Below are 21,559 nucleotides of genomic sequence, written 5' to 3' on the forward strand. Positions count from 1 at the left end.
AGGACTCTGTCCCGCTGACCCGATGGAGGCTGGGATCCCTTCTACTAGGTAGGCTGGCCGATTCTCGGCGCAGGTGCCGGGAACTTACAGAGTTGCTTCAGATTTGGCTGGCCTTGCCGGGCTTTTGCTTCGGCTGGGCTGGCAAAAACAGGGCTCTCCTCTAGTCCTTGATTCACTAGACAATCAGCCACTTTGTGGCATAACCAACCTCCTGCCTTGACGGAGATGGGCTGAGCTAGTAGGCTTGCGAGTACATCCTTTCTGGGAGGCACTTTGCCTAGGCTAAAGTTGGCTCCGTCTTTAGCCGGTGTGCCTTATGGGGGCAAGGAGCACCTACCTGCAGCAAGGCCTACGGCCCGCTATCGCGATCGCGGGGAAGTGACGCCTGTGGAGATCCCTCTGGCGGGGTGGTAGGGGTAAACTCTGCCACTAGCTACGGGTCGTGGAAGCAGGAAGAAAGCGTCAACCTGGAGCAAAAGTCCGCTTTTGTCCAGCGTTGTATAAGTCTTTCAGAGCGGTAGGATGGGTTCTACTTGTATCCCAGCGGGGGCTTGTCGTCCCGCTCTGTTCCATGATGGCCAACCCTCCTTCTCCACTGCGCAGCCAGGTTATCACCCAAGGGGTGCAGCGCTCCCCCAACCGCGCCATGCTCAGGGCAGTGGGCTTCCGCGATGAGGATTTCGGCAAGCCCATTGTCGGCATCGCCAATACCTACAGCACCATTACCCCCTGCAACATCGGGATCCAAGCCTTGGCCGAGCGGGCTGAAGCTGCCCTGAGGGAGGCCGGCTGCATGCCTCAGGTCTTCGGCACCATCACCATTAGCGACGGCATTTCCATGGGCACTGAGGGAATGAAGTACTCCCTGGTGTCGCGGGAGGTGATTGCCGATTCCATCGAGACGGTGGTCAACGGCCAGAGCATGGATGGCCTCTTGGCCATCGGCGGCTGCGACAAGAACATGCCGGGGGCGATGATCGCCATGGCCCGCCTTAACGTGCCCTCCATCTTCGTCTATGGCGGCACCATCAAGCCCGGCCACTACAATGGCCGCGACCTCACCATTGTCAGCGCCTTTGAAGCAGTAGGGGAGTACAGTGCTGGCCGCATCTCTGAGGAAGAGCTGCTGGCGGTAGAGCGCCACGCCTGCCCCGGTGCCGGATCCTGCGGCGGCATGTACACGGCCAACACCATGTCCAGCGCCTTTGAGGCTATGGGCATGAGCCTGCCCTATTCCTCCACCATGGCGGCAGAGGACGAAGAAAAAGCCGAAAGTGCCGCTCAATCGGCCAAAGTCTTGGCCGAGGCCATCAAAGCTAATATCCGGCCGCGGGACATCATCACCCGCCAGAGCATCGAGAACGCCATTTCGGTCATCATGGCCGTAGGGGGATCCACCAACGCCGTGCTCCACTTCCTGGCCATTGCCCACGCCGCAGAGGTGCCCCTGACGCTGGATGACTTTGAGACCATCCGCGCCCGCGTGCCTGTTCTCTGTGACCTCAAGCCCTCGGGCCGGTTTGTAACCACTGATCTGCACCGGGCCGGCGGGATCCCGCAAGTGATGAAGATCCTGCTCAACCACGGCTTGCTGCACGGCGACTGCCTCACCATCTCTGGACAAACAATTGCCGAAGTCCTGCGGGACGTGCCGGACGAGCCCAGCCCGGATCAAGAGGTGATTCGCCCCTGGCACAGCCCCCTTTACCCCCAAGGGCACATAGCCATCCTCAAAGGCAACCTTGCGCCCGAAGGGGCAGTGGCCAAGATCAGCGGCGTCAAGAATCCGAAGATCACGGGGCCAGCGCGGGTCTTCAACTCGGAAGAATCCTGTCTGGAGGCTATCCTCGCCGGCCAGATTCGACCAGGGGACGTAGTGGTGATCCGCTACGAGGGCCCTAAGGGCGGCCCTGGCATGCGGGAGATGCTCTCCCCCACTTCGGCCATCATCGGCGCTGGTCTAGGAGATAGCGTGGGGTTGATTACCGATGGCCGCTTCTCTGGCGGCACCTACGGCATGGTGGTGGGCCATGTGGCTCCTGAGGCCTACGTAGGCGGCCCCATTGCCCTTGTGGAAGAAGGGGATCTGATCACTATCGATGCCCCTGCTCGCCTCCTCCACCTGCATGTCAGCGAAGAGGAGCTGGCCAGCCGCCGCGCCCGCTGGGTTCCGCCCGAGCCCCGCTACAAACGAGGTACTCTAGCCAAGTATGCCAAGCTGGTCTCCAGCAGCAGCCTGGGGGCGGTGACCGATCTGAACTTGTGGGAGTGAACGGGAGGGGAGTTTGGGCTGCTGAGCCTTCCCCTGAGTACCGCCTCCCTCAAGAGCTCTCGCGGCTCAGCCTGCTGGAGTGAAGGGCCGCCAGCGGCTCCCATTGCTGGGCTTGCTGCTTAAGCCGCTTAATCAACTGCTTGCACACCACCTCGCACAGCTCAAAACAGACGGGATCTGCAATTTGGTAGTAGACACTCACGCCCTTGGGCTCGCGGCTGACGATCCCTGCCTGCGCCAGGATCTTGAGATGTTTGGAAACGTTGGCCTGGCCCATGCCAGTGGCCTCTAGGATTTGGGTGACGTTCTTGGGCCCCGAGCGCAACTGACACAGGATCTGCAGGCGGCTGGGCTCCGCCAAAACCTTGAAGTACTCCGCCACGCTGGTCAGCACTTCTGGCGTCAGGGTCAACTGGCGCTCGTCTTTGCCGCCTTTCGCGAGCTCGTCCCCATCCATAGACCGTCTTGAGGGCTGTGCTGGCTTGATTTTAACACTAAATGGTTATATAGTGTTTCCAGAGGCCCAAATTGCGTTCAGGTCTTTGCCAACAGACAGAAGGGTAACATGCTATTTCGCCAACTGTTCGACGCCGAGACGAGCACTTACACCTACTTAGTTGCAGACCCAAACGCCCGCGAGGCGGCGCTGGTGGATCCCGTATTGGAGCAGGTGGAGCGGGACTTGAAGTTAATTCGAGAGCTGGGTCTGACGTTGAAGTACTGTCTCGAGACCCACGTTCACGCCGACCACATCACCGGCACGGGCAAGCTGCGCGAGTTGACCGGCTGCCAAGGGGTGGTGCCAGTCCAGGCCAAAGCCCAATGTGCCGACCACTTCATTGGCCATGGGGAAACGCTGCAGGTGGGATCCATCACCATCGAGGCCATCGCCACCCTGGGCCACACCGACAGCCACATGAGCTATCGCGTCCATGGGGATCGCGTTCTCACCGGAGACTCCTTGCTCATTCGCGGCTGTGGGCGCACGGATTTCCAAAGTGGAGATCCCGGCCTGATGTACGACCACGTTACGCAGCACCTGTTTACCCTGCCAGACGAGACGCTGGTCTATCCCGGCCACGACTACCGTGGGCACACCGTCTCCACCATTGGCGAAGAGAAGCGCTGGAACCCCCGCTTTGTGGATCTACAGACGGGCAAGCTGCGTTCGCGGGAGAGCTTCATCGCCCTGATGAACAGCCTCAACCTGCCTCAGCCCAAAAAGATCCAGGAAGCAGTGCCGGCCAACGAGCAGTGCGGCCAAGTGGCAGCCGCGGTTTAGTGGGGCAAACCCTCTTGGGTGGGAGAGCCTGGCTGTAAAGCCTGCGGGGCTAGCTAGACTTCTCTGAGCCGGCTGGTCAGAAATGGGAGGGTTGAGAGTGGATCCAGAAAGTCTCTATGAGAAGGATTTCTATGCTTGGACTCAGCAACAAGCTCAATTTCTGCGGGAGCGGGCTTGGGAGAAGCTAGACCTGCCCCATTTGATTGAGGAGATGGAATCGTTGGGCAGGCAACAGCGGCAAGAGCTGCGCAACCGGCTGGGGGTTTTGGTGGGGCACCTCCTGAAATGGGAGTATCAGCCGCAGGCTAGATCGGTAAGCTGGCTGCTCACCCTACAGGTGCAGCGGCAGGAAGTTCTGGATCTGCTGGAGGAAAGCCCAAGCCTGAGGCCCTATTTGCCGGAGGCCATCGCCAAGTCTTACCTGAGGGCGCTCCAGCTAGCCCTGGAAGAGACCAAGCTGCCCAGAAAGACTTTTCCCAAGACGTGTCCTTACGCTCCCGAGCAAATCCTGGATAGCCAGTTTTACCCTGGCGAGCCCAGCAGGTTGCTTGAGGAAGAAGGTTAGTTACCCGAGGAGGAAACCAATGACTGTAGCCCGACAAAATCCTACGCCTTCCGCTCAGCAGGAACGGGATCCCCGTCTCAAGGAGATCGACGCCCTGACCTTAAAGCAGTGGCTGGATCAAGGGCGGGTACAGCTCATCGACGTGCGGGAGCCGGGAGAATATGCCGATGAGCGGATCCCGGGGGCGATCAACATGCCTCTTTCTACCTTTGACCCGGCCAGGGTGCCGGCCTCGACGCCGGAAAAACCGGTAGTGTTGCAGTGTCGCATGGGCAGTCGCTCCATCCGCGCTGCCTGTCAGTTGCTAGACCACGGCTGGCCGGAGGTGCTTAGTCTAAAAGGCGGGATTGAGGCTTGGAAGGCTGCCAAGCTGCCCACCACCCGCACCCGCAACGCGCCCATTTCGCTAATGCGGCAGGTGCAAATTGCGGCGGGATCCCTGGTGCTCACCGGAACCTTGCTGGGAGCCTTTGTCCATCCGGCCTGGCTGGTGTTGAGCGGCTTTGTGGGAGCTGGGCTGGTGTTTGCCGGGATCACCAACACCTGTGGTCTGGCGCTGCTTTTGGCCCGCATGCCCTGGAACCGAGGTCAGGCCCTATGAGCGGGATCCCTTCCCCCCAGAGAATCCTGGCGCGCTACCTGCCCTTTACCAGGGATTCCTTGTGGTGGCTTCGGTATCGGCCAGAGGATCTGCCAGGGGATCTCATGGCCGGACTGGTTACAGCCCTTCTCCTAGTGCCCCAGAGCATGGCCTATGCGCTGCTGGCCGGGCTGCCTCCCCAGACAGGTCTCTACGCCGCTATCCTGCCGGTCATCGCCTACGGCTTTCTAGGATCCAGCCGGGCTTTGTCGGTGGGGCCGGTGGCCATCATCTCCTTGCTGGTGGCATCGGGCTTGGAGCCGCTGGCTGAGCCGAGCAGCCCGGAGTATGGCCGGCTGGCGCTGGGCTTGGCTCTAGAAGCGGGCCTGATCCAGGTAGGGGTAGGGCTACTGCGGCTGGGGTTTTTGGCCAATTTCTTGAGCCGCTCGGTGGTAACGGCCTTTGGCAGCGCCGCAGCCCTAATCATCGCCTTCAGCCAGCTCCGCCATCTGTTGGGGGTGAAGATCGCCAACACCGAGTCCTTCTGGCTGCTGCTGCAACGGCTTTGGCAGAGCCTGGAGGGGGTAAACTGGGTCACTCTGGGGCTGGGGCTGTTGGCCATCACCCTCTTGGTGTACGCCCAGCAGAAGCTCCCCGCTCAACTGCGCCGCTGGGGGATCCCACCCCTCTGGGGCCTACTTCTCACCAAGGGCGCGCCGCTGGGAGCCGTCTTCGTGACCACGCTGCTGGTGTGGGGGTTGAACCTCTCGGAAAGAGCAGGAGTGGCGGTGGTGGGATCCATTCCGGCGGGTTTGCCCCCCCTGACCTTCCCTTGGCTGAGCTGGCCAGAGTGGCGAGCTTTGCTGCCCACAGCCTTGGCCATTAGCTTGGTGGGCTTTACAGAAAGCTATGCGGTAGGTCAGTCGCTGGCCAGCCAGCGGCGGCAGAAAGTGGATCCCAACCAGGATCTAGTGGCCCTGGGGGTGGCCAACCTGGCCGCAGCCACAAGTGGTGGCTACCCCGTAACCGGCGGGATCAGCCGCTCAGTAGTTAACTTTCAGGCCGGGGCCAACAGCGGCCTGGCTTCGGTGGTGACGGGATCCCTGATAGCCCTGGCGGTGAGCTGGCTGATGCCTCTGTTTACCTTCCTGCCCCAGACGACCCTAGCAGCTATTGTGCTGGTGGCAGTGCTGGGACTGGTGGATTTTCACCCCTTGCTGCAGAGCTGGCGCTACGACCGCGGCGATGCCTTGGTTTGGTTGGCTACCTTTGCCGGCGTGCTGGGGATCGGGGTGGAGCCGGGGATTGGGCTGGGAGTGCTGGTGTCTATCCTCCTCTTCCTCTGGCGGGCCAGCCGTCCCCACATCGCCATTGTCGGCCAGGTGCCTGGCACCGAGCACTACCGCAACGCGCTGCGGCATGAGGTGCTTACCGATCCGCGCATCCTGGCAGTGCGGGTGGATGAAAGCCTGTTTTTTGCCAACGCCGCCTACCTGCAGGAGTATCTGCTGCAAGAGGTGGCAGCGCGGCCAGCAGTGGAACAGGTGCTGCTGGTGGCCAGCGCCATTAACTTCATCGACGGCAGCGCTTTGGAGGTGCTGACTCAGTTGGTGGAACGTCTGCGCCAAATGGGGGTGGGCTTTGCCCTGGCCGAGGTGAAGGGGCCGGTGATGGATCGCCTCAAAATGGCGGGGTTTGTGGAGAAAGTGGGCGCCGAGCGCTTCTTCTTGTCCACCCACCAGGCGATGCAGGCTCTCAAATCCCAGGTGACCTCTATGCCGGCAGCCGCTGCCGGATGAGCACAATCGGCGTTTGCTCTGCCGCATTGCCCGCCGGGTTCTTGCGCAGAGCCTGCTCCACCAGCTCCCGCTCCACACCTGGGCTGGCCGCCAAGACGTTGACTTCGCCCAGGTCGTTGGCATCCACAATGGCCACCTCGTAGCCGGTCTGGGCGTGGAGCTCGGCCACCAGCTTGGCTGGATCCCGCGGTCCCAAGACAATGAACTGGTCATAGGGGGGCAAGGTGCCGGTGACATCGTCGATGAGATCCGCCTGCTCCCCCGCTAGGGCATAGAACACCCCTGGGATCCCCAGCAGCTTAGCCAGGGATCCCGCCACAAAGGCCCCCAGTACTCGCCAGGCCCCCGAACAGTCAATGAGCGTCTGCATCCCGTAGCAGCTTGAGAGACTGGTCTTGGAGGGGAAGAAGTAGCACAGGGTGCGGGCCAGCCAGCCGGGCTGCACCTGCAGGGGATGGCGAAAGTTGCCCTGCACAATGGCTACAGCACTCTCGGAAAGGGCCACGACATCGCCGGGTTGGAAGTGGGGGCCCACGTAGCGCCGCAACACCTCAGCCAGGTCATCGCTGGGGGTGAGCAGATGGGTGGGAATGGCAGCCCAACTCACCGGCCCCTGCTGCTGCCAGCACAGCTCCGCCAAGGGATCCACTTCCTGCAGCGGCAAGATGAGGTGGCTAGTCTTGAGGGTACGCCGCTGCCGCCCGTACTGGACGTAGTCCAGCTCCAGCCAGGCCGAGCGCAAATCTGCCAGTCCTTCCCCCCCTAGTTCAATCTCGACTTCTAGGCCAGTCTGGCTTTGGGGGGTGATGATGTAAGCCTGCCAGTAGTTGTCTTGGCGAGGAGGCAAGTCGGGGTGACGGGAGCGGAGGCGAATTTGGGTATGGATCCCCTCGACGGAGCTGGTGCTGAGCAGATGCAGTCGCGGCTCCACCTGGGCCAAGGTGACCTCAAAAAGGGGGTTGAGATTGCGGGCCACGAAGTCAGCCTGGATGAGCCAGCGGTCGGGGCTGAGGCGGTTGAGGCGCCAGCTCTGCGGCTCCACCACCAAGCAGTCGGCGGGGCGGGTTCTCAGCCAGTACAGCAACGTCCCCCCGCTCAAGAGCAGGCCGGCCGCCACCTGGATCCAGGCCGAGGGATCCCACAGCCAACGCCCGATCCCCCAGAAGCTCAAGAGCACCCCACCCAGTACCCCGGCCACCACACCTCGGCTCACTATCCGGATTGTTGCCATCAGGATCCCACTCCTTCGTTAAGCCCTGCTAAAGCCTCTCCCTTCCTTCAAGTTCGCTCCCTAGACTACAGGTACCGGCCAAGCCCTAGCCCTCCTACCGGGAAACCGAAAGCAAGCTGTAGCAGAATCTCTACCCACATTTCCATCTCAAACACTTAGACTGCAAATAGGTTGCATTCTTTGGTTGCCATGGCCCAGAAACAGTGGTTCAAAAGCTTTGACGACATGATCCAGGGATCCAAAACTCCCATTCTGGTGGATTTTTACGCCACCTGGTGTGGTCCCTGTCAGGTAATGGCGCAGGTGTTGGAGCAGGTGAAGCCCCAGGTGGGGGACGCCATTGCTTTCGTGAAGGTAGATATAGACAAGTACCCCAACATTGCCGCTCGCTGGGGGATCTACGCCGTGCCGACCCTCATCTTGTTCAAGGACGGGAGGCCGGTTGACCGCATCGAGGGACTGCTGCAGCCTCGCGCCTTGGTGGAGCGGTTGCGGGCGCAGGTCAATCTGTCGGTAGGCTAGGTCCCGGCCGACGGCTACTTCCTGGATAGGCAGCGGGGGCGGCACTAGGTCTTTGCCAGGGCTTGAGGGCTATTTGGGTGTGCCAGTTCTACACGTCCACCTGCCGGGAGAGGTGCCCTACCGCAAAGCCTGGGCTTGGCAACGGACCAGACTGACCCAGATGATCCGCAATCCCCAGCTACCGGATGGGCTACTGTTGCTGACCCACCCGCCGGTGTACACCCTGGGGGCAGGGGCTGATCCCAAGTTTCTCAAAAGCCTCCCTGGACAGATAGGATCTCCGGACACTCAGCCAGAGTCCCCTGCTACTGGAGGGCCGGAAATCCTGCGGGTGGAGCGGGGCGGCGAAGTGACCTACCACGGGCCAGGGCAGTGGGTGGGGTATGCAATCCTCAACCTCAAACGCCACTGTCTGGATATCCACTGGTACCTACGCCAACTGGAGCAGGTGGTCATCGAGACTGTGGCTTACTTTGGCTTGAGGGGGGAGCGGATCCCTGGCCTAACGGGGGTTTGGGTGGAAGGGCACAAAGTGGCCGCCATTGGCATCAAGGTCTCCCGCTGGATCACCTACCACGGCTTTGCCCTCAACGTTTGTCCAGATCTGGCTGCCTTCGAGGCCATCGTGCCCTGTGGGATCCCTGACCGACCTGTGGGATCCCTGGTGCAGTTTTGTCCGGAGGTGACGATGGCTGCTGTGGCCCCAATGCTGGTGAAGTCTTTTTGTGAAGTCTTCGGGCTGCAGGCCCAGGCAGTTTCCCTAGAGGAGTGGCTGGGGGGCAAGGAAGAAAGCTGAACTTAGCCGGTTGCTTACTCCACCCCTAATTGGCGCAGCAGTTGCTGAATGATGGTTTGAACGGCAAAGTTGCCGCTTTTGGAAAAGAGAGCCAACGCCTGGCGAAAGTCGGCCATAGCGGCCTCTCGCTTCCCCATTTGCAGGTGGGCTATGCCACGGCTGAAGTAGGCTTCCGGGATCCCCGGATCCAACTGGATGGCCCGCTCGGCATCGACCAGAGCTTCTTGGGGCTGGCGCAAGGAGTTGTAAACGTAGCTGCGGTTCACGTAGGCCGGCGCATAGGTGGGATCCAACTGCACTGCTCGATCCAGATCTGCCAAAGCCGCCACCGGATCCCCCCGCAACAACTTGAGGGATCCCTGCCAGTTGAACTCAGAAGCCGTTTTTGGGCCTGAAGTGCTCTCAGCAGGAGTTGGTCAAGAGAGAGCAGGGGCAGCAGCCAAGAATGCTGTTAGGAAACTGATCAGGGCCACCCTTCCCAATCGACGCTTCATTGGCTCTGCACTGCTAAGGATCCCAAGCCACTCCAGCATAAACTGTCGGCAAGAGGGGCAACTCTTGAACCTCAATTGGACTTAAAAGGAAAGCTTCTGGAATAGATGAGAAACGGGTAGGGCAAATCCTGGAATGACTTCTTCACCCTCGAGAAGATCTACCGATTTGAGGAGACGATCGGGCTCTTCAGAGCTGCGATACACCAGGATGTAGTGCTCAATGGGGTGGACGAGCCAAACCAGGCGGCTGCCATTTTCAAAGTACTCCACCAGCTTGTCATGAATTTCTTCGATTGTATTGCCGGAAGAGAGCACTTCAACAGCCAGATCGGGGGCACCCTCTAAAAATCCTGTGGGCAGTTCGGTCATGCCCTGCAAGCGTTCTTTGGCAAAAAAAGAAATGTCAGGGGAGCGCCAATTGCCACTCTTCATCTTAAAAGCAGTGCTGGAATCTAAAACGACTCCCAGCTTCTTGGACAAAACGTAGGGGGCTAAAGCCGCTAATAGGAGACTGCAGACATAACCATGGAGTGCCCCTGCACTTCCCATATCAATTGGCTTTCCATCAACAACTTCATAGCGATGCCCCTCTTTGGACAACGCCATGAAGGCTTCCGCTGTCCAAGATCTTCCTTCCTGGGTTAGCGCAGCTCCAAGGGTCATCTGCAAACTCCCTGTTGCTTCTAGGTCAATTTCCCGCTCTTAAACAGTCTGGCGGCAGCGTAGGTCAAAGCTGCGGGGATAACTCAAGCGGGGAGGCCAAACGCTAGAATAGCTTGGCTTATCCTATCGTACTGACGGAAAAGGCACCTTGATCGAGCGCTACACTCTGCCGGAAATGGGCCAAGTCTGGTCCACCGCCCACAAGCTCCAAACCTGGCTGCAGGTAGAACTGGCCGTTTGTGAAGCCCAGGCGGAGCTGGGGCGGATCCCTCAAGAGGCCCTGCAGGAGATCAAAGCCAAAGCCGCCTTTGACCCAGCACGGGTTTTGGAAATTGAGGCGGAAGTGAAGCACGACGTCATCGCCTTCTTGACCAATCTCAACGAGCACGTGGGTGAGGCGGGACGTTACATCCACCTAGGCCTGACCAGCTCGGATGTGTTGGATACAGCCCTGGCCCTGCAGCTAGTGGCCTCTGTGGAGCTCCTGCAAGCTCGCCTAGCGGATCTCATCGCTGCGCTGCGTGAGCAAGCTCGGCAACACCGCTACACCCTCATGATTGGCCGCACCCACGGCGTCCATGCTGAGCCCATCACCTTTGGCTTCAAGCTGGCCGGCTGGCTAGCCGAGTGCCTACGCCACCAGGAGCGCCTGGCGCGCCTGCGGGAAGTGGTGGCGGTGGGCAAGATCTCTGGGGCTGTGGGCACCTACGCCAATGTGCCCCCCCAGGTGGAGCAGTTGGCCTGCGCCCGCTTGGGCCTCAAGCCGGATACGGTCTCAACCCAGGTGATTTCTCGGGATCGCCACGCTGAGTATGTGCAGACTTTGGCCTTGATTGGGTCTTCCCTGGAGCGCTTTGCCACCGAGATCCGCCACCTGCAGCGGACGGAGGTGTTGGAGGCCGAAGAGTACTTTGCCCCCGGCCAAAAAGGGTCCTCCGCCATGCCTCACAAGCGCAACCCCATCAAAGCCGAACAATTGACAGGGATCGCCCGCCTGCTAAGGGGGTACGCCCTCTCGGCCCTGGAAAACATCCCCCTCTGGCATGAGCGGGACATCTCCCACAGCTCGGTGGAGCGGGTGATCCTGCCCGATGCTTCCATTCTCTGCCACTATTTGCTGGTCAACATGGCGGATCTGGTGCGCCACTTGCAGGTTTACCCTGCCAACATGGAGCGCAACCTCACCCTCTACGGCGGTGTTGTCTTCAGCCAGCAGGTGCTTTTGGCTTTAGTGGAAAAGGGCTTGAGCCGTGAGGAAGCCTACTGTCTTGTCCAAGAGAATGCTCACCGCGCCTGGAACCAGCCTGGCGGGGATTTCCGCGCCAATTTGCTGGCAGATCCCCGGGTGATGGCTCACCTGAGCGAGGCGGAGTTGCAGGCCTGCTTCGACCCGCAGCGGCACCTTACCCACCTAGACGAGATCTTTGCCCGCCTAGGCATTTGAGGATCCCCTATGGTTTGGCAGCGGCAGCACGTTTTGGGCCTGGCGGATTTTACTCCGGAAGAATACCAGATCGTTTTGCGAACCGCCGCCAGCTTTCAGGAAGTGTTGACCCGGCGGCTGCCCAAGGTGCCCACCCTGCAGGGAAAGGTGGTAGTGACGCTGTTTTTCGAGCCTTCCACCCGCACCCGCAGCAGCTTTGAGCTGGCGGCCAAGCGCCTGTCAGCCGATGTGCTCAACTTTTCCCCCGGCACTTCTTCCCTGGCCAAGGGGGAAACCATTCTGGATACAGTTCGCACCTTCTTGGCCATGGGCTCCGACGTGCTCATCGTCCGCCACGCCCAGGCCGGGGTGCCGCTGCAGTTGGCCGCCGAGATCGACCGGCGCGGATCCCATACGGGGGTGTTGAATGCGGGAGACGGCCTGCACGAACACCCCACTCAAGGGCTGCTGGATTTGTTTACCCTCTGTAGCCATCTGGATCCCCAGCGGCCTCGCCTCGAGCTGCTCCAGGGGGTGAAAGTGGCCATTGTCGGCGACATCCTCCACTCGCGGGTGGCTCGCTCCAACATCTACGCCCTGGTGGCTGCTGGCGCAGACGTCCACCTGGCCGGCCCACCTACCCTGCTGCCGAAAGACTTTGCTCAGTTTGTGCCCGGCCATACCCTGCCAGTGCACTGGCAGTTGGAGCCAGCCCTGGAAGGAGCCCGCTTTGTCATTGCCCTGCGCTTGCAGCAAGAGCGGATGAGCGAATTCCTCCTCCCCAGCTTGCAGGAATACCACCACCTTTTCGGCCTCACCCGGCAGCGGCTGCGCCTGTGCCACCCAGAAGTAAGGGTCTTACACCCCGGTCCGGTTAACCGCGGCGTCGAACTCAGTTCTGAGGTGATGGAGGACCCCGACCTCAACCTCATCGAGCGGCAGGTTGCCCACGGCGTGGCGGTGCGCATGGCGCTGCTGTACCTGATGGGGGGCGGGCGGATCCCAGCCTAGAGCCCAGCTCTACCGCTAGTCTGGCTTGCTGGCGGCTCCTTGTTGGTAATGATGGGATCAAGACCTTACCCCTAGAGAGGATCCCTATGGCCATTGTCGCCGCTGAAAAGCTGCAGGGCTTGCTCTCGGAGCTGGCCGACATTGAAACCATTACTGATCCGTCAGAAGTGGCCAAGTTGTCCCTGGACTTTTACCACTACAGCCCTGTGCTCAGCCGGCAGTTGAGCGACAAGCGAGGGGATGTGGTGGTGCGCCCAGCAAACGAACAAGAGGTCAAGCGAGTGGCAGCAGCCTGTGCCAAGTGGCGGCTTCCTCTCACCGTACGGGGCGCGGGCACTGGCAACTACGGCCAGTGCATTCCCCTAGCTGGCGGCGTGATCCTAGAGATGAGCAAGCTCAATCAGGTGATCTGGGCCAAGCCGGGGCTAGCGCGGGTGCAGGCAGGGATCAAGCTGGCTGCAATTGACAAACACACCCGCGAGATGGGTTGGGAGATCCGCATGGCTCCTTCCACCTACCGCACAGCCACCATCGGCGGCTTCATTGCCGGGGGCAGCGGCGGCATTGGCTCCGTTACCTACGGCCAACTGCTGGATCGAGGAAACATTCTAGGACTGCGGGTGGTGACGGTGGAGGAAGAGCCGCGGATCCTGGAGCTGCGGGGAGACGACGTGTTCAAAGTCAGCCACGCCTGGGGCCTCACCGGGATCATCACCGAGGTGGAGATCCCCCTGGCGCCGGCTTACCCGTGGGCAGAGCTGATTGTAGCCTTCCCTCCTGAGGGGGGGTTTATGCCCTGCGCCCGGTTTGGCCAGGCTCTAGCCGCTGCCGATGGCATCCTAAAAAAACTCATCAGCCTGCATGCTTGGCCGATCCCCAGCTATTTCGCGCTGCTACGGAGTTATTTGCCGGAGGGATCTGCTGTAGCCCTGTTGATGGTGGCCGAATGCAGCCTGGAGCCGCTGCTAGAGCTCATCCGGGAGCATGGCGGCCAGGTGGTCTACAACAAAACGGCCCAGGAGGCCGCCAAAGGGATCTCGCTGGGGGAATTTTCCTGGAACCACACCACTCTGCACTGCCGCAGCGTGGATCCCAATTTGACCTATCTGCAGTCGATTTTCCCGCCTGACCGGGAGCTGAAGCTGGTGCAGCATCTGTACGAGCACTTTGGCGACGAAGTGCTGATGCACTTGGAAATGATTCGCCTTGGGGGACAGGCCATCCCCGTGGGTCTCCAAATTGTCCGCTTTACCACCGAAGAGCGGCTCAACGAGATCATGCGCTACCACGAGGCCCAGGGAGTGTTCATCGCCAACCCCCACACCTTCATCCTCGAAGAGGGAGGCCGCAAGGTGATGGATCCGCGCCAGGTCCGTTTCAAAGAAGAGGTGGATCCCTATGGGCTGCTCAACCCGGGCAAGACGCGCACCTGGCAAGGCCGAGCCTCTGCTTAAAAGGGGGAAGGCAGATGCTGGGGCAATAGCAGCAGCAAGGGCGGGAGAAACAGCCAAGCCGCCACCGCCACAGAAGCCAGCGCTGCCACCAACACTGCCCCAGCAGCACAGTCTTTGGCAACTTCTGCCAGCAGGTGATAGCGACTGCCCAAGGTGAGATCCACCACTGCTTCTAGGGCAGTATTCACCAGCTCGAGAGCCATCACCAGACCACTGGTCAGGCTGATCAAGGCCATCTCCACGGCGCTCAACCGCAGGGCCAGGCCCAAGCCAAAGGCCAACACCGCTGCCAGGAGGTGGATGCGAAAGTTGCGCTGGGTGCGAACGGCGTACAGCAAGCCCCTGCCCGCATAGTAAAAACTCTTGCCCAGGTTGGTGGCCACGCACCAAGAAAGGGGGCGCCGCCAGGGATCCTCCCTTGGAGACTCAACCGGGGCCATAGAATCATCTGCCCAGCGCAGGGGCGAGGGAAAGCGACTAGGGCTGTCGGCCATGAGCCACCTCCAAATCTTCTTGGATGGCAGCAAGCAGGTTTTGCTGTTGCTGTAGCATGCGCTGTAGGGAAAGTTCATCGGGGTGATCCCACCCCAGAAGATGCAGCAGCCCGTGACTGGCCAGCCAGGCCAGCTCGTGGGACAGTGAGTGTCCTTGCGCCTTGGCCTGGGCGCAGGCGGTAGGCACAGAAATCACAATATCCCCCAGTAGACGCACTCCTGTTAGCTTCTGCACCTCCACAGGAGCAGCCATTTCCTCAGCGGCAAAGGCCAGCACATCGGTGGGGGCGTCGATGTGACGAAACTCGCGGTTGAGCTGGCGAATGCGTTCGTCGGAAGTAAGGCAGAGGCTGAGTTCGCAGGGATCCGTCACCCCCAGCTTACCCAACCAAACCTCAAACCAACGTCGCCAAGTGGCCTCCTCAATGGGGCTGGGGACCTGCAGCTCCAGGTACAGATCCAGAAACCCCTCCATGCAGCTCTCGCTCACACCATGCCCCCTATTCTACTGGCTTGCTCAAGTTAAGCTCGGCTTGGGAGCTGGGGCTGCCTTCCTCTGTTCGACAAGCTGCGCCAGCGCTTGCCGTAGCCGGTTTTCCAACCTCTGTTGGCTATCGTTAAACAACTCCGCCGGGAACAGATCCCCAGCAATGCCGACGGCCCAGGCCCCTGCCCGCAAGTACTCCGCAGCATTGGCTAGGGTAACCCCGCCGGTTGGGATCAAAGGCAGGGATCCCAGCACTGGCTGGAGGTGGCGCAAGTAGCGGGGTCCTCCCAGGCTTTCTGCTGGAAACACCTTCACTGCCGCTGCCCCTGCTTGCCAAGCTCTCCAGATCTCGCTGGGGGTGAGCGCACCGGCAACAATGGGCAGCCCCACCTCCTGGCCCCAGCAGATGAGGTTCTCGTCGGTGAAGGGGCAAACACAAAACTGGGCTCCTGCCTGCCAAGCTTGCTCTGCCATCTGCCGATTGAAGACACTGCCCACTCCTATCCAACACTGCGGGTGCTCCCGTCGCAGGTGGCTAACTAGCTGCAAATACTGGGGAACTTGCGTGGTGATTTCGATGTGGCGGATCCCGGCTCGGATGGCCAGAGTGGCCCCCGCCAGGGCTTGGGCGTGGCTGGCCAAGAGGCGAATCACGGCAATCAAGGGCTGCTGCCATAAGTCAAGTAGCCAGAGGTGCTGTGACCCATTCCTGAAACTGCGTTCAGAACTCTCGAAGGCCATCTTTTGCAGTTGCCCAGCTTAGGTCTACCACCATTTTCTGCACTGGAGCCCGGTTTTGCCTTACCAGCCAGTAGCCTGACAGGTCGCAAACGAACGCCCTTGGTATCTTGCCCTTGGTATCTTTAGGGGCGGTAGCTGCTGAGAGTGGGGGGAGCGATGAGTCTCAGGAGGAAGGCAAGCAGCCTAAAGGCATGGGCAATCCTGGGGTTGCTGGCCCTCCTGCTGTGGGAAGGATGGATGAGGGTTGCTCCATCGCAGGCGCAGAGTGTCCACCAACTGCAACAGCGGCAGCAGCACATCCAACAGCAAATCCAGCGCACCCAGCGCCGTCTTGGGGAGCTGCGCCAAGCCGAAGAAGAAGCCCGCCGCCGCATGGGATCCCTGCAGCGAAACCTTCAACAGACCGAAGTTAGCCTGCGGGACAACCAATACCGGCTGGAGCAAGCCCAGAAAGGGCTAGAGCAAGCGCAGCAAGAGCTGCAGGAGCTGGAAGAGCGCCTGAGACGGCAGCAACGGGGTACGGCTGCCCGCTTACGCTACATGCAGCGGCAGGGAGCTGAACAGTGGTGGGCTTTGCTGCTCACCAGCCGTGACCTCAACGAGTTTTTTGACCGCCGCCACCAATTGCAACTGTTGATCGAGGCGGATCGGCAGTTAATCCAAAAGCTGCAGGCGATGGCCAAGGAGGTGGAGCAACAGCGCATTGCCCTGGAGGCGCAGCGCAACGAGATCTCCCTAATCCTGCAGGAGCTGGCGGCCCAGAAAAACCAACTGCAGCAGCAGGCTGCCCTCCAAGAGCAGCTCATAAGCCGCTTGGCCAAAGAGCGTGCTGCCTACGAGGCAGCCCAACGGCGTCTGGAAGCCGACTCCCAACAGCTGACCCGTCTCATCCAATACCTGATCGCCCAACAGGCTCAGCAGCGAGGGGGCAGGGATCCTGTTCAGGGAACAGGCCGGCTGATCCCACCGGTGCACGGGCCGATCACCAGCGGCTTCGGCTGGCGGGTTCACCCCATCTATGGCATCCGCCGCTTCCACACCGGGATCGATTTTGGTGTGCCCACTGGCACCCCCGTGAGAGCGTCAGACCGAGGCACCGTCATCTACGCCGGCTGGTACGGCGGCTACGGCTACACGGTCATTGTCAACCACGGCGGCGGTATCACGACCCTCTACGCCCACAACAGCCGCATCACCGCAGGGGTAGGCCAAAAGGTTCAGCGCGGGCAAGTCATGGCTGCTTCCGGCTCCACTGGCCTTTCCACCGGCCCCCACGTTCACTTTGAGGTGCGAGTCAACGGCCAGCCGGTCGATCCCCGCCGCTATCTGTAGAGCAACGCTTCTGCCGGCAGGGGCTGCAGGGATCCCGCCTGCAAAAGCCAGCGCACATCGGCAATAGCAGACAGCTCCTCTGGGTCGTGGGAAACCACCAGCACCGTCCAAGTGGATTTCAGCCGGGCCAACAGCTCGATCACCTGCTGTCGCACCGACCAATCTAGCCCCGCTGTCGGCTCATCCAGCAGCAGCAACAGGGGGCCGCGAACAAGCTGCACCGCCAAGGCCAGGCGCCGCTGTTGCCCGCCACTGAGACGGTTGGGGGAGCTCTGGAGAGGGATCCCTTCTAGTCCCACTTGTTTGAGGGCGTTCTCAACTTCCTTTGGGGTCAGCTCCGGGTGGCCAAAGCGCATCTCTTCCAGCACCGTCAGGCCACAGAAGTGCCGCTCAGGAAACTGAAACACCAGCCCTGCCAGGCTGCGCAGCTGCTGAGGAGAGAGCTCTGTTCCTCCCCAGGCAATCCGCCCGCGTGTGGGCCGCGCCAAGCCGGCCAAAATTTCCAGCAGGGTGCTTTTGCCAGCCCCACTTTTGCCCACAATCAGCCCCAACTGGTTCAAGCCCAGCTCAAAGGAGAGGTCGCGAAGAATCGGCTGGGGAAGGGCTGCCGGATGGTAGAAAAGGTGCTGCACCTGCAACATGGGCACCTGAGCTGGAAGAGTTGAAGACTAAAGCCATTCTTCTAGGCGCCCAAGTTGATCCCGGAAGCCATAGGTGAGTTCGCGGTACCACTCCCGCAGCTCAAATTGATCCACAGCCCGGCGCAAAGCTTCTTGCGACCGCTCGATTGGGCGCAGGGCGGCAGGCGGGATCCCTTCTTGGGCAGCCCATTGTTCAAACAGAGCTAGCTCCGTTTGCAGGTAGAGAATAAGATTGGCCACATCCTGAGGATGGGGGTAGTGAGTGGCATCTGGCATAGAGGACTTAACCAGCGGAACTAGCTCCATTTTGGCCAAGAATCCACTCTGCTGCCGCCCAAACCCAGCAAGATTCGGGAGGAGGTTTTCTCCGCCCCTGCCTACTTCCGCGAGATAATACAAGGGAAAACGCTCACTGCTGTCACTCATGACCCAAAAGCTTTTGTTCGTGTGTCTGGGCAACATCTGCCGTTCTCCCGCTGCTGAGGGAATCACCAACTACTTGCTGCGCAGCAGCGGCTACGAAGAAGCCATCCTTTGTGACTCGGCAGGGACAGCCGCCTATCACATTGGCAGCCCACCGGATCGGCGCATGCGCCAGGTTGCCCAGCGCTACGGGCTAGAGCTGCAGGGCCGGGCCCGCCAAATCCATCCTCTGGATCTGCGGGAGTTCGACTTGATCCTGGCCATGGATCGGCAAAATTACCGAGATATCCTGAGCCTAGATCCCCAGAGGAAATACGCCGAGAAGGTGCGCCTAATCTGCAGCTACTGTCGTTCTCACACCGATGAAGAAGTTCCAGACCCGTACTATGGGGGCGAGGCTGGATTTCACTATGTCATCGAGCTACTTTGGGATGCCTGCAGCGGTCTCCTAGAGTCGCTAATCCCTGGGATCCAATGCCCGCCGTTGCCAACCCAGCCTTCCCAGCCTTCTGCATCCCCTCCTGCTGCATAGACAGGCCTGCTAGGTAAGCCCTAGAATAGTCGGTTAATGCCTAGAAGCTTCTCTACAACAACTAGCCCCTAGCAGAAAACTCTTTCCCAGCCGGAAGTGTACTTTTTGTAAGGGTGGAGCTATGACCTTTCCCACAGCAACTTTGGGTTACCCCCGAATTGGTAAAAATCGTGAGCTGAAGAAGGCGCTGGAGTCCTTTTGGAGTCAAAAATCTGACGCAACTAGTCTCCACCAAAGCCTGCAACAGGTGATGTTGGCCAACTGGCAAACCCAGAAAGATGCAGGTATTGACCATATCGGCATTGGGGACACTTCTCTCTATGACTTAGTTCTGGACTGGATTGTATTTTTGGGACTGATCCCCAAGCGGTTTCGCCACTTGTCGGGTCTCGATCAGTACTTTGCCATGGCCCGAGGGAACGAGAATATCCCGGCCCTGGAAATGACCAAGTGGTTTGATACCAACTACCATTACCTAGTGCCAGAGATCGATGAGGATACTCAACCTAAAGCGGATTTTTCTAGTTTCCTGGAAGTAGTTAACCAAGCACAAAGCCTTCTGGGACAAAGAGCTGTTCCCATCATTCTTAGCCCCGTAACCCTACTTTGCCTGAGTCGCCTCAAGGGAAGTTTGCAAGAGCATTTGCATCGTTTACTGCCCTTGTATGCTGAGTTGCTGAGGCAGCTCGCTGCCCGTGGCATTACTGAAGTGCAGTTCCACGAGCCAATCTTAGTTACAAGCCGAGCAGAAGCCCTAAGAGAAGCAATTACAACCACGTATACCCAATTGGCCACTGCGGAGGTTCCAATTCACCTTGTAACCTATTTTGACGACTTGGGGAATACCTATCCCTGGGTTGTGGAATTGCCAGTGGCAGGCATTGGTCTAGATTTTACGCGGGGGAACAATTTAGAACTTCTGCAGACATATGGCTTTCCCCGGAGCAAGCAATTGGGCGTGGGTCTGGTTGATGCGCGCAACGTCTGGAAAATTCGTCCCCAGCGGGTGCTTTCTATCCTAGAGAGCATCCAAAAGGTTACCACCAATTTGCGAATTCAGCCTTCTGCGTCCTTGCAATTTGTGCCCTATGATGCCCGACGGGAAACCCACCTGCCCACTCCTCTGCGTCAAGTGCTGAGTTTTGCAGAACAGAAGCTAGAGGAAGTTGTCCTCCTGGCCCAGGGAGGTTCAGCAGCCCAAGAGCAACTGGCTGTCATTGAAGCCCAGTGGCAGGAATTTGCCCAGTTTAGCCCCCCAAATCCAACTGTACGGGAGCGAGTTCGCCAGATAACCCCCCAAAGCCTGGAGCGTGCTCTACCCTACGACCAACGCCGCCCTCTGCAGCCTCAACTGCCCTTTTTGCCCACCACCACCATTGGCTCGTTTCCCCAAACTGAGGAAGTACGCCAACTGCGGGTCAAGCGCAAACGTGGCGAGATCACTCAGGCGGAGTACGAAGCAGCCATTGACGCGGAAATTGCCCGTTGCATCCGGTGGCAGGAGGAGGTGGGGCTAGACGTTTTGGTGCACGGGGAATTTGAGCGCACCGATATGGTGGAGTTTTTCGGGCAACAGCTAGAAGGCTTTGCCTTTACAGAACACGGCTGGGTGCAGAGCTACGGTAGCCGCTGCGTACGTCCACCCATTATCTATGGTGACGTGGCGCGCCGCCAGCCCATGACGGTGCGGGAGTTTCGTGTGGCCCAATCCCTGACTTCGAAAATTGTAAAAGGGATGTTAACAGGGCCCGTAACCCTATTGAACTGGTCTTTTGCACGGGACGATCTCCCAAGACGGGAGCAGGCAATGCAAATTGCTTTGGCATTGCGGGATGAGGTGGCTGACCTGGAGGCTGCAGGCGCCAAGATGGTGCAAATTGATGAGCCAGCCCTGCGGGAGGGTCTACCCCTAAAGCAAGAACGTTGGGACGAATACTTATCTTGGGCGGTAGACGCTTTTCGCTTGACTGCAGGCGTTGCTAAGCCGGAAACCCAAATTCACACTCACATGTGTTACTCAGAGTTTGGTGACATCATGCCCCACATTCAGCGCTTGGATGCAGATGTACTGTCCATTGAAAATAGCCGCAGCAACAACGAAACCCTGCGACAAATTGCGGAGGCAGGCTACCAACATCAAGTGGGGAATGGAGTTTACGACGTCCACAGCCCAGTAGTACCTACTGTAGATCAGATTGTTCAACAACTGAAGACCGCTATGGAGCTTCTGCCACTGCAGCAAATCTGGGTAAATCCTGACTGTGGACTGAAAACCCGCCGCTGGGAGGAGGTCATCCCTGCTTTGAAGAACATGGTGGCAGCAGCAAAAACGCTGCGGGAAGAAATCTCTTCCTCAGCCCAGTAAAACAACTTGCCGACATAGAGAGAAGGCGGTGGTGGCAAGCTAGAAAGTTCTGCTACAGGCCACTACACCGCCTCTACTTTAGTTGGCAAGTGCTAACGGTGGGTGTTCTCCCGGCGCTAGCTTGATAGGCTACCACTTAAGCAGGTTAAATCTCTCCATATCAATGGTGGCGCGATTGCGGTAGATCCCGAGCACAATGGCCAAGCCTACAGCGGCCTCAGCAGCCGCCACGGTGATGACAAACACCGAGAACACCTGGCCGCGAATCAGAGCTGAATCGACAAAGTTGGAGAAGGCCATAAAGTTGAGGTTCACCGCATTGAGCATCAGCTCAATGGACATCAGCACCCGAATGGCATTGCGGCTAACGATCAACCCATAGATGCCAATACAAAAGAGGATCGCTGCTACTACCAAGAAAAACTGCAGTTGCAACATCGCAAGAGACTCCG

The 21,559-nt window shown here is 59.5% G+C and carries 23 protein-coding genes; 13 read left to right on the forward strand and 10 right to left on the reverse strand.

The window, feature by feature from the left end; translation table 11 throughout:
- The first annotated feature begins 574 nt into the window (after window positions 1-574).
- Window positions 575-2,272, forward strand: a complete 1,698-nt coding sequence (ilvD, locus tag NW814_RS01325) for a dihydroxy-acid dehydratase (RefSeq protein ID WP_414404889.1) — start codon at window positions 575-577, stop codon at window positions 2,270-2,272.
- A 49-nt stretch (window positions 2,273-2,321) separates the two neighbouring features.
- Here the strand turns inward: ilvD and NW814_RS01330 are convergent, their stop codons facing one another.
- Window positions 2,322-2,729 carry an ArsR/SmtB family transcription factor gene (locus NW814_RS01330; RefSeq protein ID WP_414404890.1) on the reverse strand — a complete coding sequence of 136 codons (408 nt, stop codon included), beginning with the start codon at window positions 2,727-2,729 and terminating at the stop codon, window positions 2,322-2,324.
- A gap of 108 nt (window positions 2,730-2,837) precedes the next feature.
- Here NW814_RS01330 and NW814_RS01335 point away from each other — a divergent pair, with 108 nt between their 5' ends.
- The 4 genes from NW814_RS01335 to NW814_RS01350 all read left to right on the forward strand — a co-directional run bounded on the left by NW814_RS01335 (window position 2,838) and on the right by NW814_RS01350 (window position 6,498).
- The gene (locus NW814_RS01335) at window positions 2,838-3,554 is read left to right on the forward strand and encodes an MBL fold metallo-hydrolase (protein WP_414404891.1); all 717 of its coding nucleotides are present in this window, start codon (window positions 2,838-2,840) and stop codon (window positions 3,552-3,554) included.
- A 97-nt stretch (window positions 3,555-3,651) separates the two neighbouring features.
- Entirely contained in the window at window positions 3,652-4,119 is a 468-nt protein-coding gene (locus tag NW814_RS01340) for a DUF29 domain-containing protein (RefSeq protein ID WP_414404959.1), read from the forward strand.
- A 19-nt stretch (window positions 4,120-4,138) separates the two neighbouring features.
- On the forward strand, window positions 4,139-4,720 hold the full coding sequence (locus tag NW814_RS01345) for a rhodanese-like domain-containing protein (RefSeq protein WP_414394067.1): 582 nt from the start codon (window positions 4,139-4,141) through the stop codon (window positions 4,718-4,720).
- Window positions 4,717-6,498 (forward strand): SulP family inorganic anion transporter, encoded by a 1,782-nt coding sequence (locus NW814_RS01350; RefSeq protein ID WP_414404892.1) that lies wholly within the window; start codon window positions 4,717-4,719, stop codon window positions 6,496-6,498. Before NW814_RS01345 ends, NW814_RS01350 begins: the two co-directional genes overlap by 4 nt.
- Here NW814_RS01350 and NW814_RS01355 read toward each other — a convergent pair.
- Window positions 6,473-7,729: a hypothetical protein gene (locus tag NW814_RS01355; protein WP_414404893.1), complete on the reverse strand. Its 1,257-nt coding sequence runs from the start codon at window positions 7,727-7,729 to the stop codon at window positions 6,473-6,475. The genes NW814_RS01350 and NW814_RS01355 overlap by 26 nt on opposite strands.
- A 189-nt stretch (window positions 7,730-7,918) precedes the next feature.
- Between NW814_RS01355 and trxA the strand changes: the two genes are divergently transcribed.
- Both trxA and lipB read left to right on the forward strand, forming a co-directional pair.
- Window positions 7,919-8,251 carry a thioredoxin gene (gene trxA, locus NW814_RS01360; protein WP_414394061.1) on the forward strand — a complete coding sequence of 111 codons (333 nt, stop codon included), beginning with the start codon at window positions 7,919-7,921 and terminating at the stop codon, window positions 8,249-8,251.
- A gap of 79 nt (window positions 8,252-8,330) precedes the next feature.
- Window positions 8,331-9,047, forward strand: a complete 717-nt coding sequence (gene lipB, locus NW814_RS01365) for a lipoyl(octanoyl) transferase LipB (RefSeq protein WP_414404894.1) — start codon at window positions 8,331-8,333, stop codon at window positions 9,045-9,047.
- Between the two features lie 14 nt (window positions 9,048-9,061).
- Here the strand turns inward: lipB and NW814_RS01370 are convergent, their stop codons facing one another.
- Window positions 9,062-9,394, reverse strand: coding sequence for a tetratricopeptide repeat protein (locus NW814_RS01370; RefSeq protein ID WP_414404895.1), 333 nt, complete (start codon window positions 9,392-9,394; stop codon window positions 9,062-9,064).
- Window positions 9,395-9,622: 228 nt separating this feature from the next.
- The gene (locus tag NW814_RS01375) at window positions 9,623-10,204 is read right to left on the reverse strand and encodes a Uma2 family endonuclease (protein ID WP_414404896.1); all 582 of its coding nucleotides are present in this window, start codon (window positions 10,202-10,204) and stop codon (window positions 9,623-9,625) included.
- A 148-nt stretch (window positions 10,205-10,352) separates the two neighbouring features.
- On the opposite strand from NW814_RS01375, the gene purB reads away from it, so the two are divergent.
- From purB to NW814_RS01390, 3 genes are all read left to right on the forward strand, one after another.
- On the forward strand, window positions 10,353-11,648 hold the full coding sequence (purB, locus tag NW814_RS01380; protein WP_414404897.1) for an adenylosuccinate lyase: 1,296 nt from the start codon (window positions 10,353-10,355) through the stop codon (window positions 11,646-11,648).
- A 9-nt stretch (window positions 11,649-11,657) separates the two neighbouring features.
- A complete protein-coding gene (locus NW814_RS01385; protein ID WP_414404898.1) occupies window positions 11,658-12,638 on the forward strand; it encodes an aspartate carbamoyltransferase catalytic subunit in 981 nt (326 codons plus the stop codon).
- A gap of 86 nt (window positions 12,639-12,724) precedes the next feature.
- On the forward strand, window positions 12,725-14,092 hold the full coding sequence (locus NW814_RS01390) for an FAD-binding oxidoreductase (protein ID WP_414404899.1): 1,368 nt from the start codon (window positions 12,725-12,727) through the stop codon (window positions 14,090-14,092).
- Here NW814_RS01390 and NW814_RS01395 read toward each other — a convergent pair.
- The 3 genes from NW814_RS01395 to eda are packed head-to-tail and all read right to left on the reverse strand — an operon-like array spanning window position 14,089 to window position 15,736.
- Window positions 14,089-14,532 carry a diacylglycerol kinase family protein gene (locus tag NW814_RS01395; RefSeq protein WP_414394048.1) on the reverse strand — a complete coding sequence of 148 codons (444 nt, stop codon included), beginning with the start codon at window positions 14,530-14,532 and terminating at the stop codon, window positions 14,089-14,091. The two genes, NW814_RS01390 and NW814_RS01395, sit on opposite strands and share 4 nt — an antisense overlap.
- A gap of 37 nt (window positions 14,533-14,569) precedes the next feature.
- The gene (gene ybeY, locus NW814_RS01400; protein WP_414394046.1) at window positions 14,570-15,076 is read right to left on the reverse strand and encodes an rRNA maturation RNase YbeY; all 507 of its coding nucleotides are present in this window, start codon (window positions 15,074-15,076) and stop codon (window positions 14,570-14,572) included.
- Between the two features lie 27 nt (window positions 15,077-15,103).
- Window positions 15,104-15,736: a bifunctional 4-hydroxy-2-oxoglutarate aldolase/2-dehydro-3-deoxy-phosphogluconate aldolase gene (gene eda / locus NW814_RS01405; protein WP_414404900.1), complete on the reverse strand. Its 633-nt coding sequence runs from the start codon at window positions 15,734-15,736 to the stop codon at window positions 15,104-15,106.
- A 315-nt stretch (window positions 15,737-16,051) separates the two neighbouring features.
- Here eda and NW814_RS01410 point away from each other — a divergent pair, with 315 nt between their 5' ends.
- A complete protein-coding gene (locus NW814_RS01410) occupies window positions 16,052-17,146 on the forward strand; it encodes a murein hydrolase activator EnvC family protein (RefSeq protein WP_414404901.1) in 1,095 nt (364 codons plus the stop codon).
- Here the strand turns inward: NW814_RS01410 and NW814_RS01415 are convergent.
- Window positions 17,137-17,787, reverse strand: coding sequence for an ABC transporter ATP-binding protein (locus NW814_RS01415; RefSeq protein WP_414404902.1), 651 nt, complete (start codon window positions 17,785-17,787; stop codon window positions 17,137-17,139). The two genes, NW814_RS01410 and NW814_RS01415, sit on opposite strands and share 10 nt — an antisense overlap.
- A 27-nt stretch (window positions 17,788-17,814) precedes the next feature.
- Entirely contained in the window at window positions 17,815-18,063 is a 249-nt protein-coding gene (locus NW814_RS01420; protein ID WP_414404903.1) for a hypothetical protein, read from the reverse strand.
- A 148-nt stretch (window positions 18,064-18,211) separates the two neighbouring features.
- On the opposite strand from NW814_RS01420, the gene NW814_RS01425 reads away from it, so the two are divergent.
- Together NW814_RS01425 and metE are read left to right on the forward strand one after the other, a co-directional pair.
- Entirely contained in the window at window positions 18,212-18,742 is a 531-nt protein-coding gene (locus tag NW814_RS01425; RefSeq protein ID WP_414404904.1) for a low molecular weight protein-tyrosine-phosphatase, read from the forward strand.
- Between the two features lie 121 nt (window positions 18,743-18,863).
- Complete coding sequence (gene metE / locus NW814_RS01430; RefSeq protein ID WP_414404905.1) at window positions 18,864-21,107, forward strand: 5-methyltetrahydropteroyltriglutamate--homocysteine S-methyltransferase; 2,244 nt, start codon at window positions 18,864-18,866, stop codon at window positions 21,105-21,107.
- A 129-nt stretch (window positions 21,108-21,236) separates the two neighbouring features.
- On the opposite strand, the gene nuoK is transcribed toward metE, so the two are convergent.
- Window positions 21,237-21,542 carry an NADH-quinone oxidoreductase subunit NuoK gene (gene nuoK, locus NW814_RS01435; RefSeq protein ID WP_414394380.1) on the reverse strand — a complete coding sequence of 102 codons (306 nt, stop codon included), beginning with the start codon at window positions 21,540-21,542 and terminating at the stop codon, window positions 21,237-21,239.
- Window positions 21,543-21,559 lie beyond the last annotated feature (17 nt).

Source organism: Synechococcus sp. R65.1 (assembly GCF_047461755.1).
GTDB lineage: Bacteria > Cyanobacteriota > Cyanobacteriia > Thermostichales > Thermostichaceae > Thermostichus.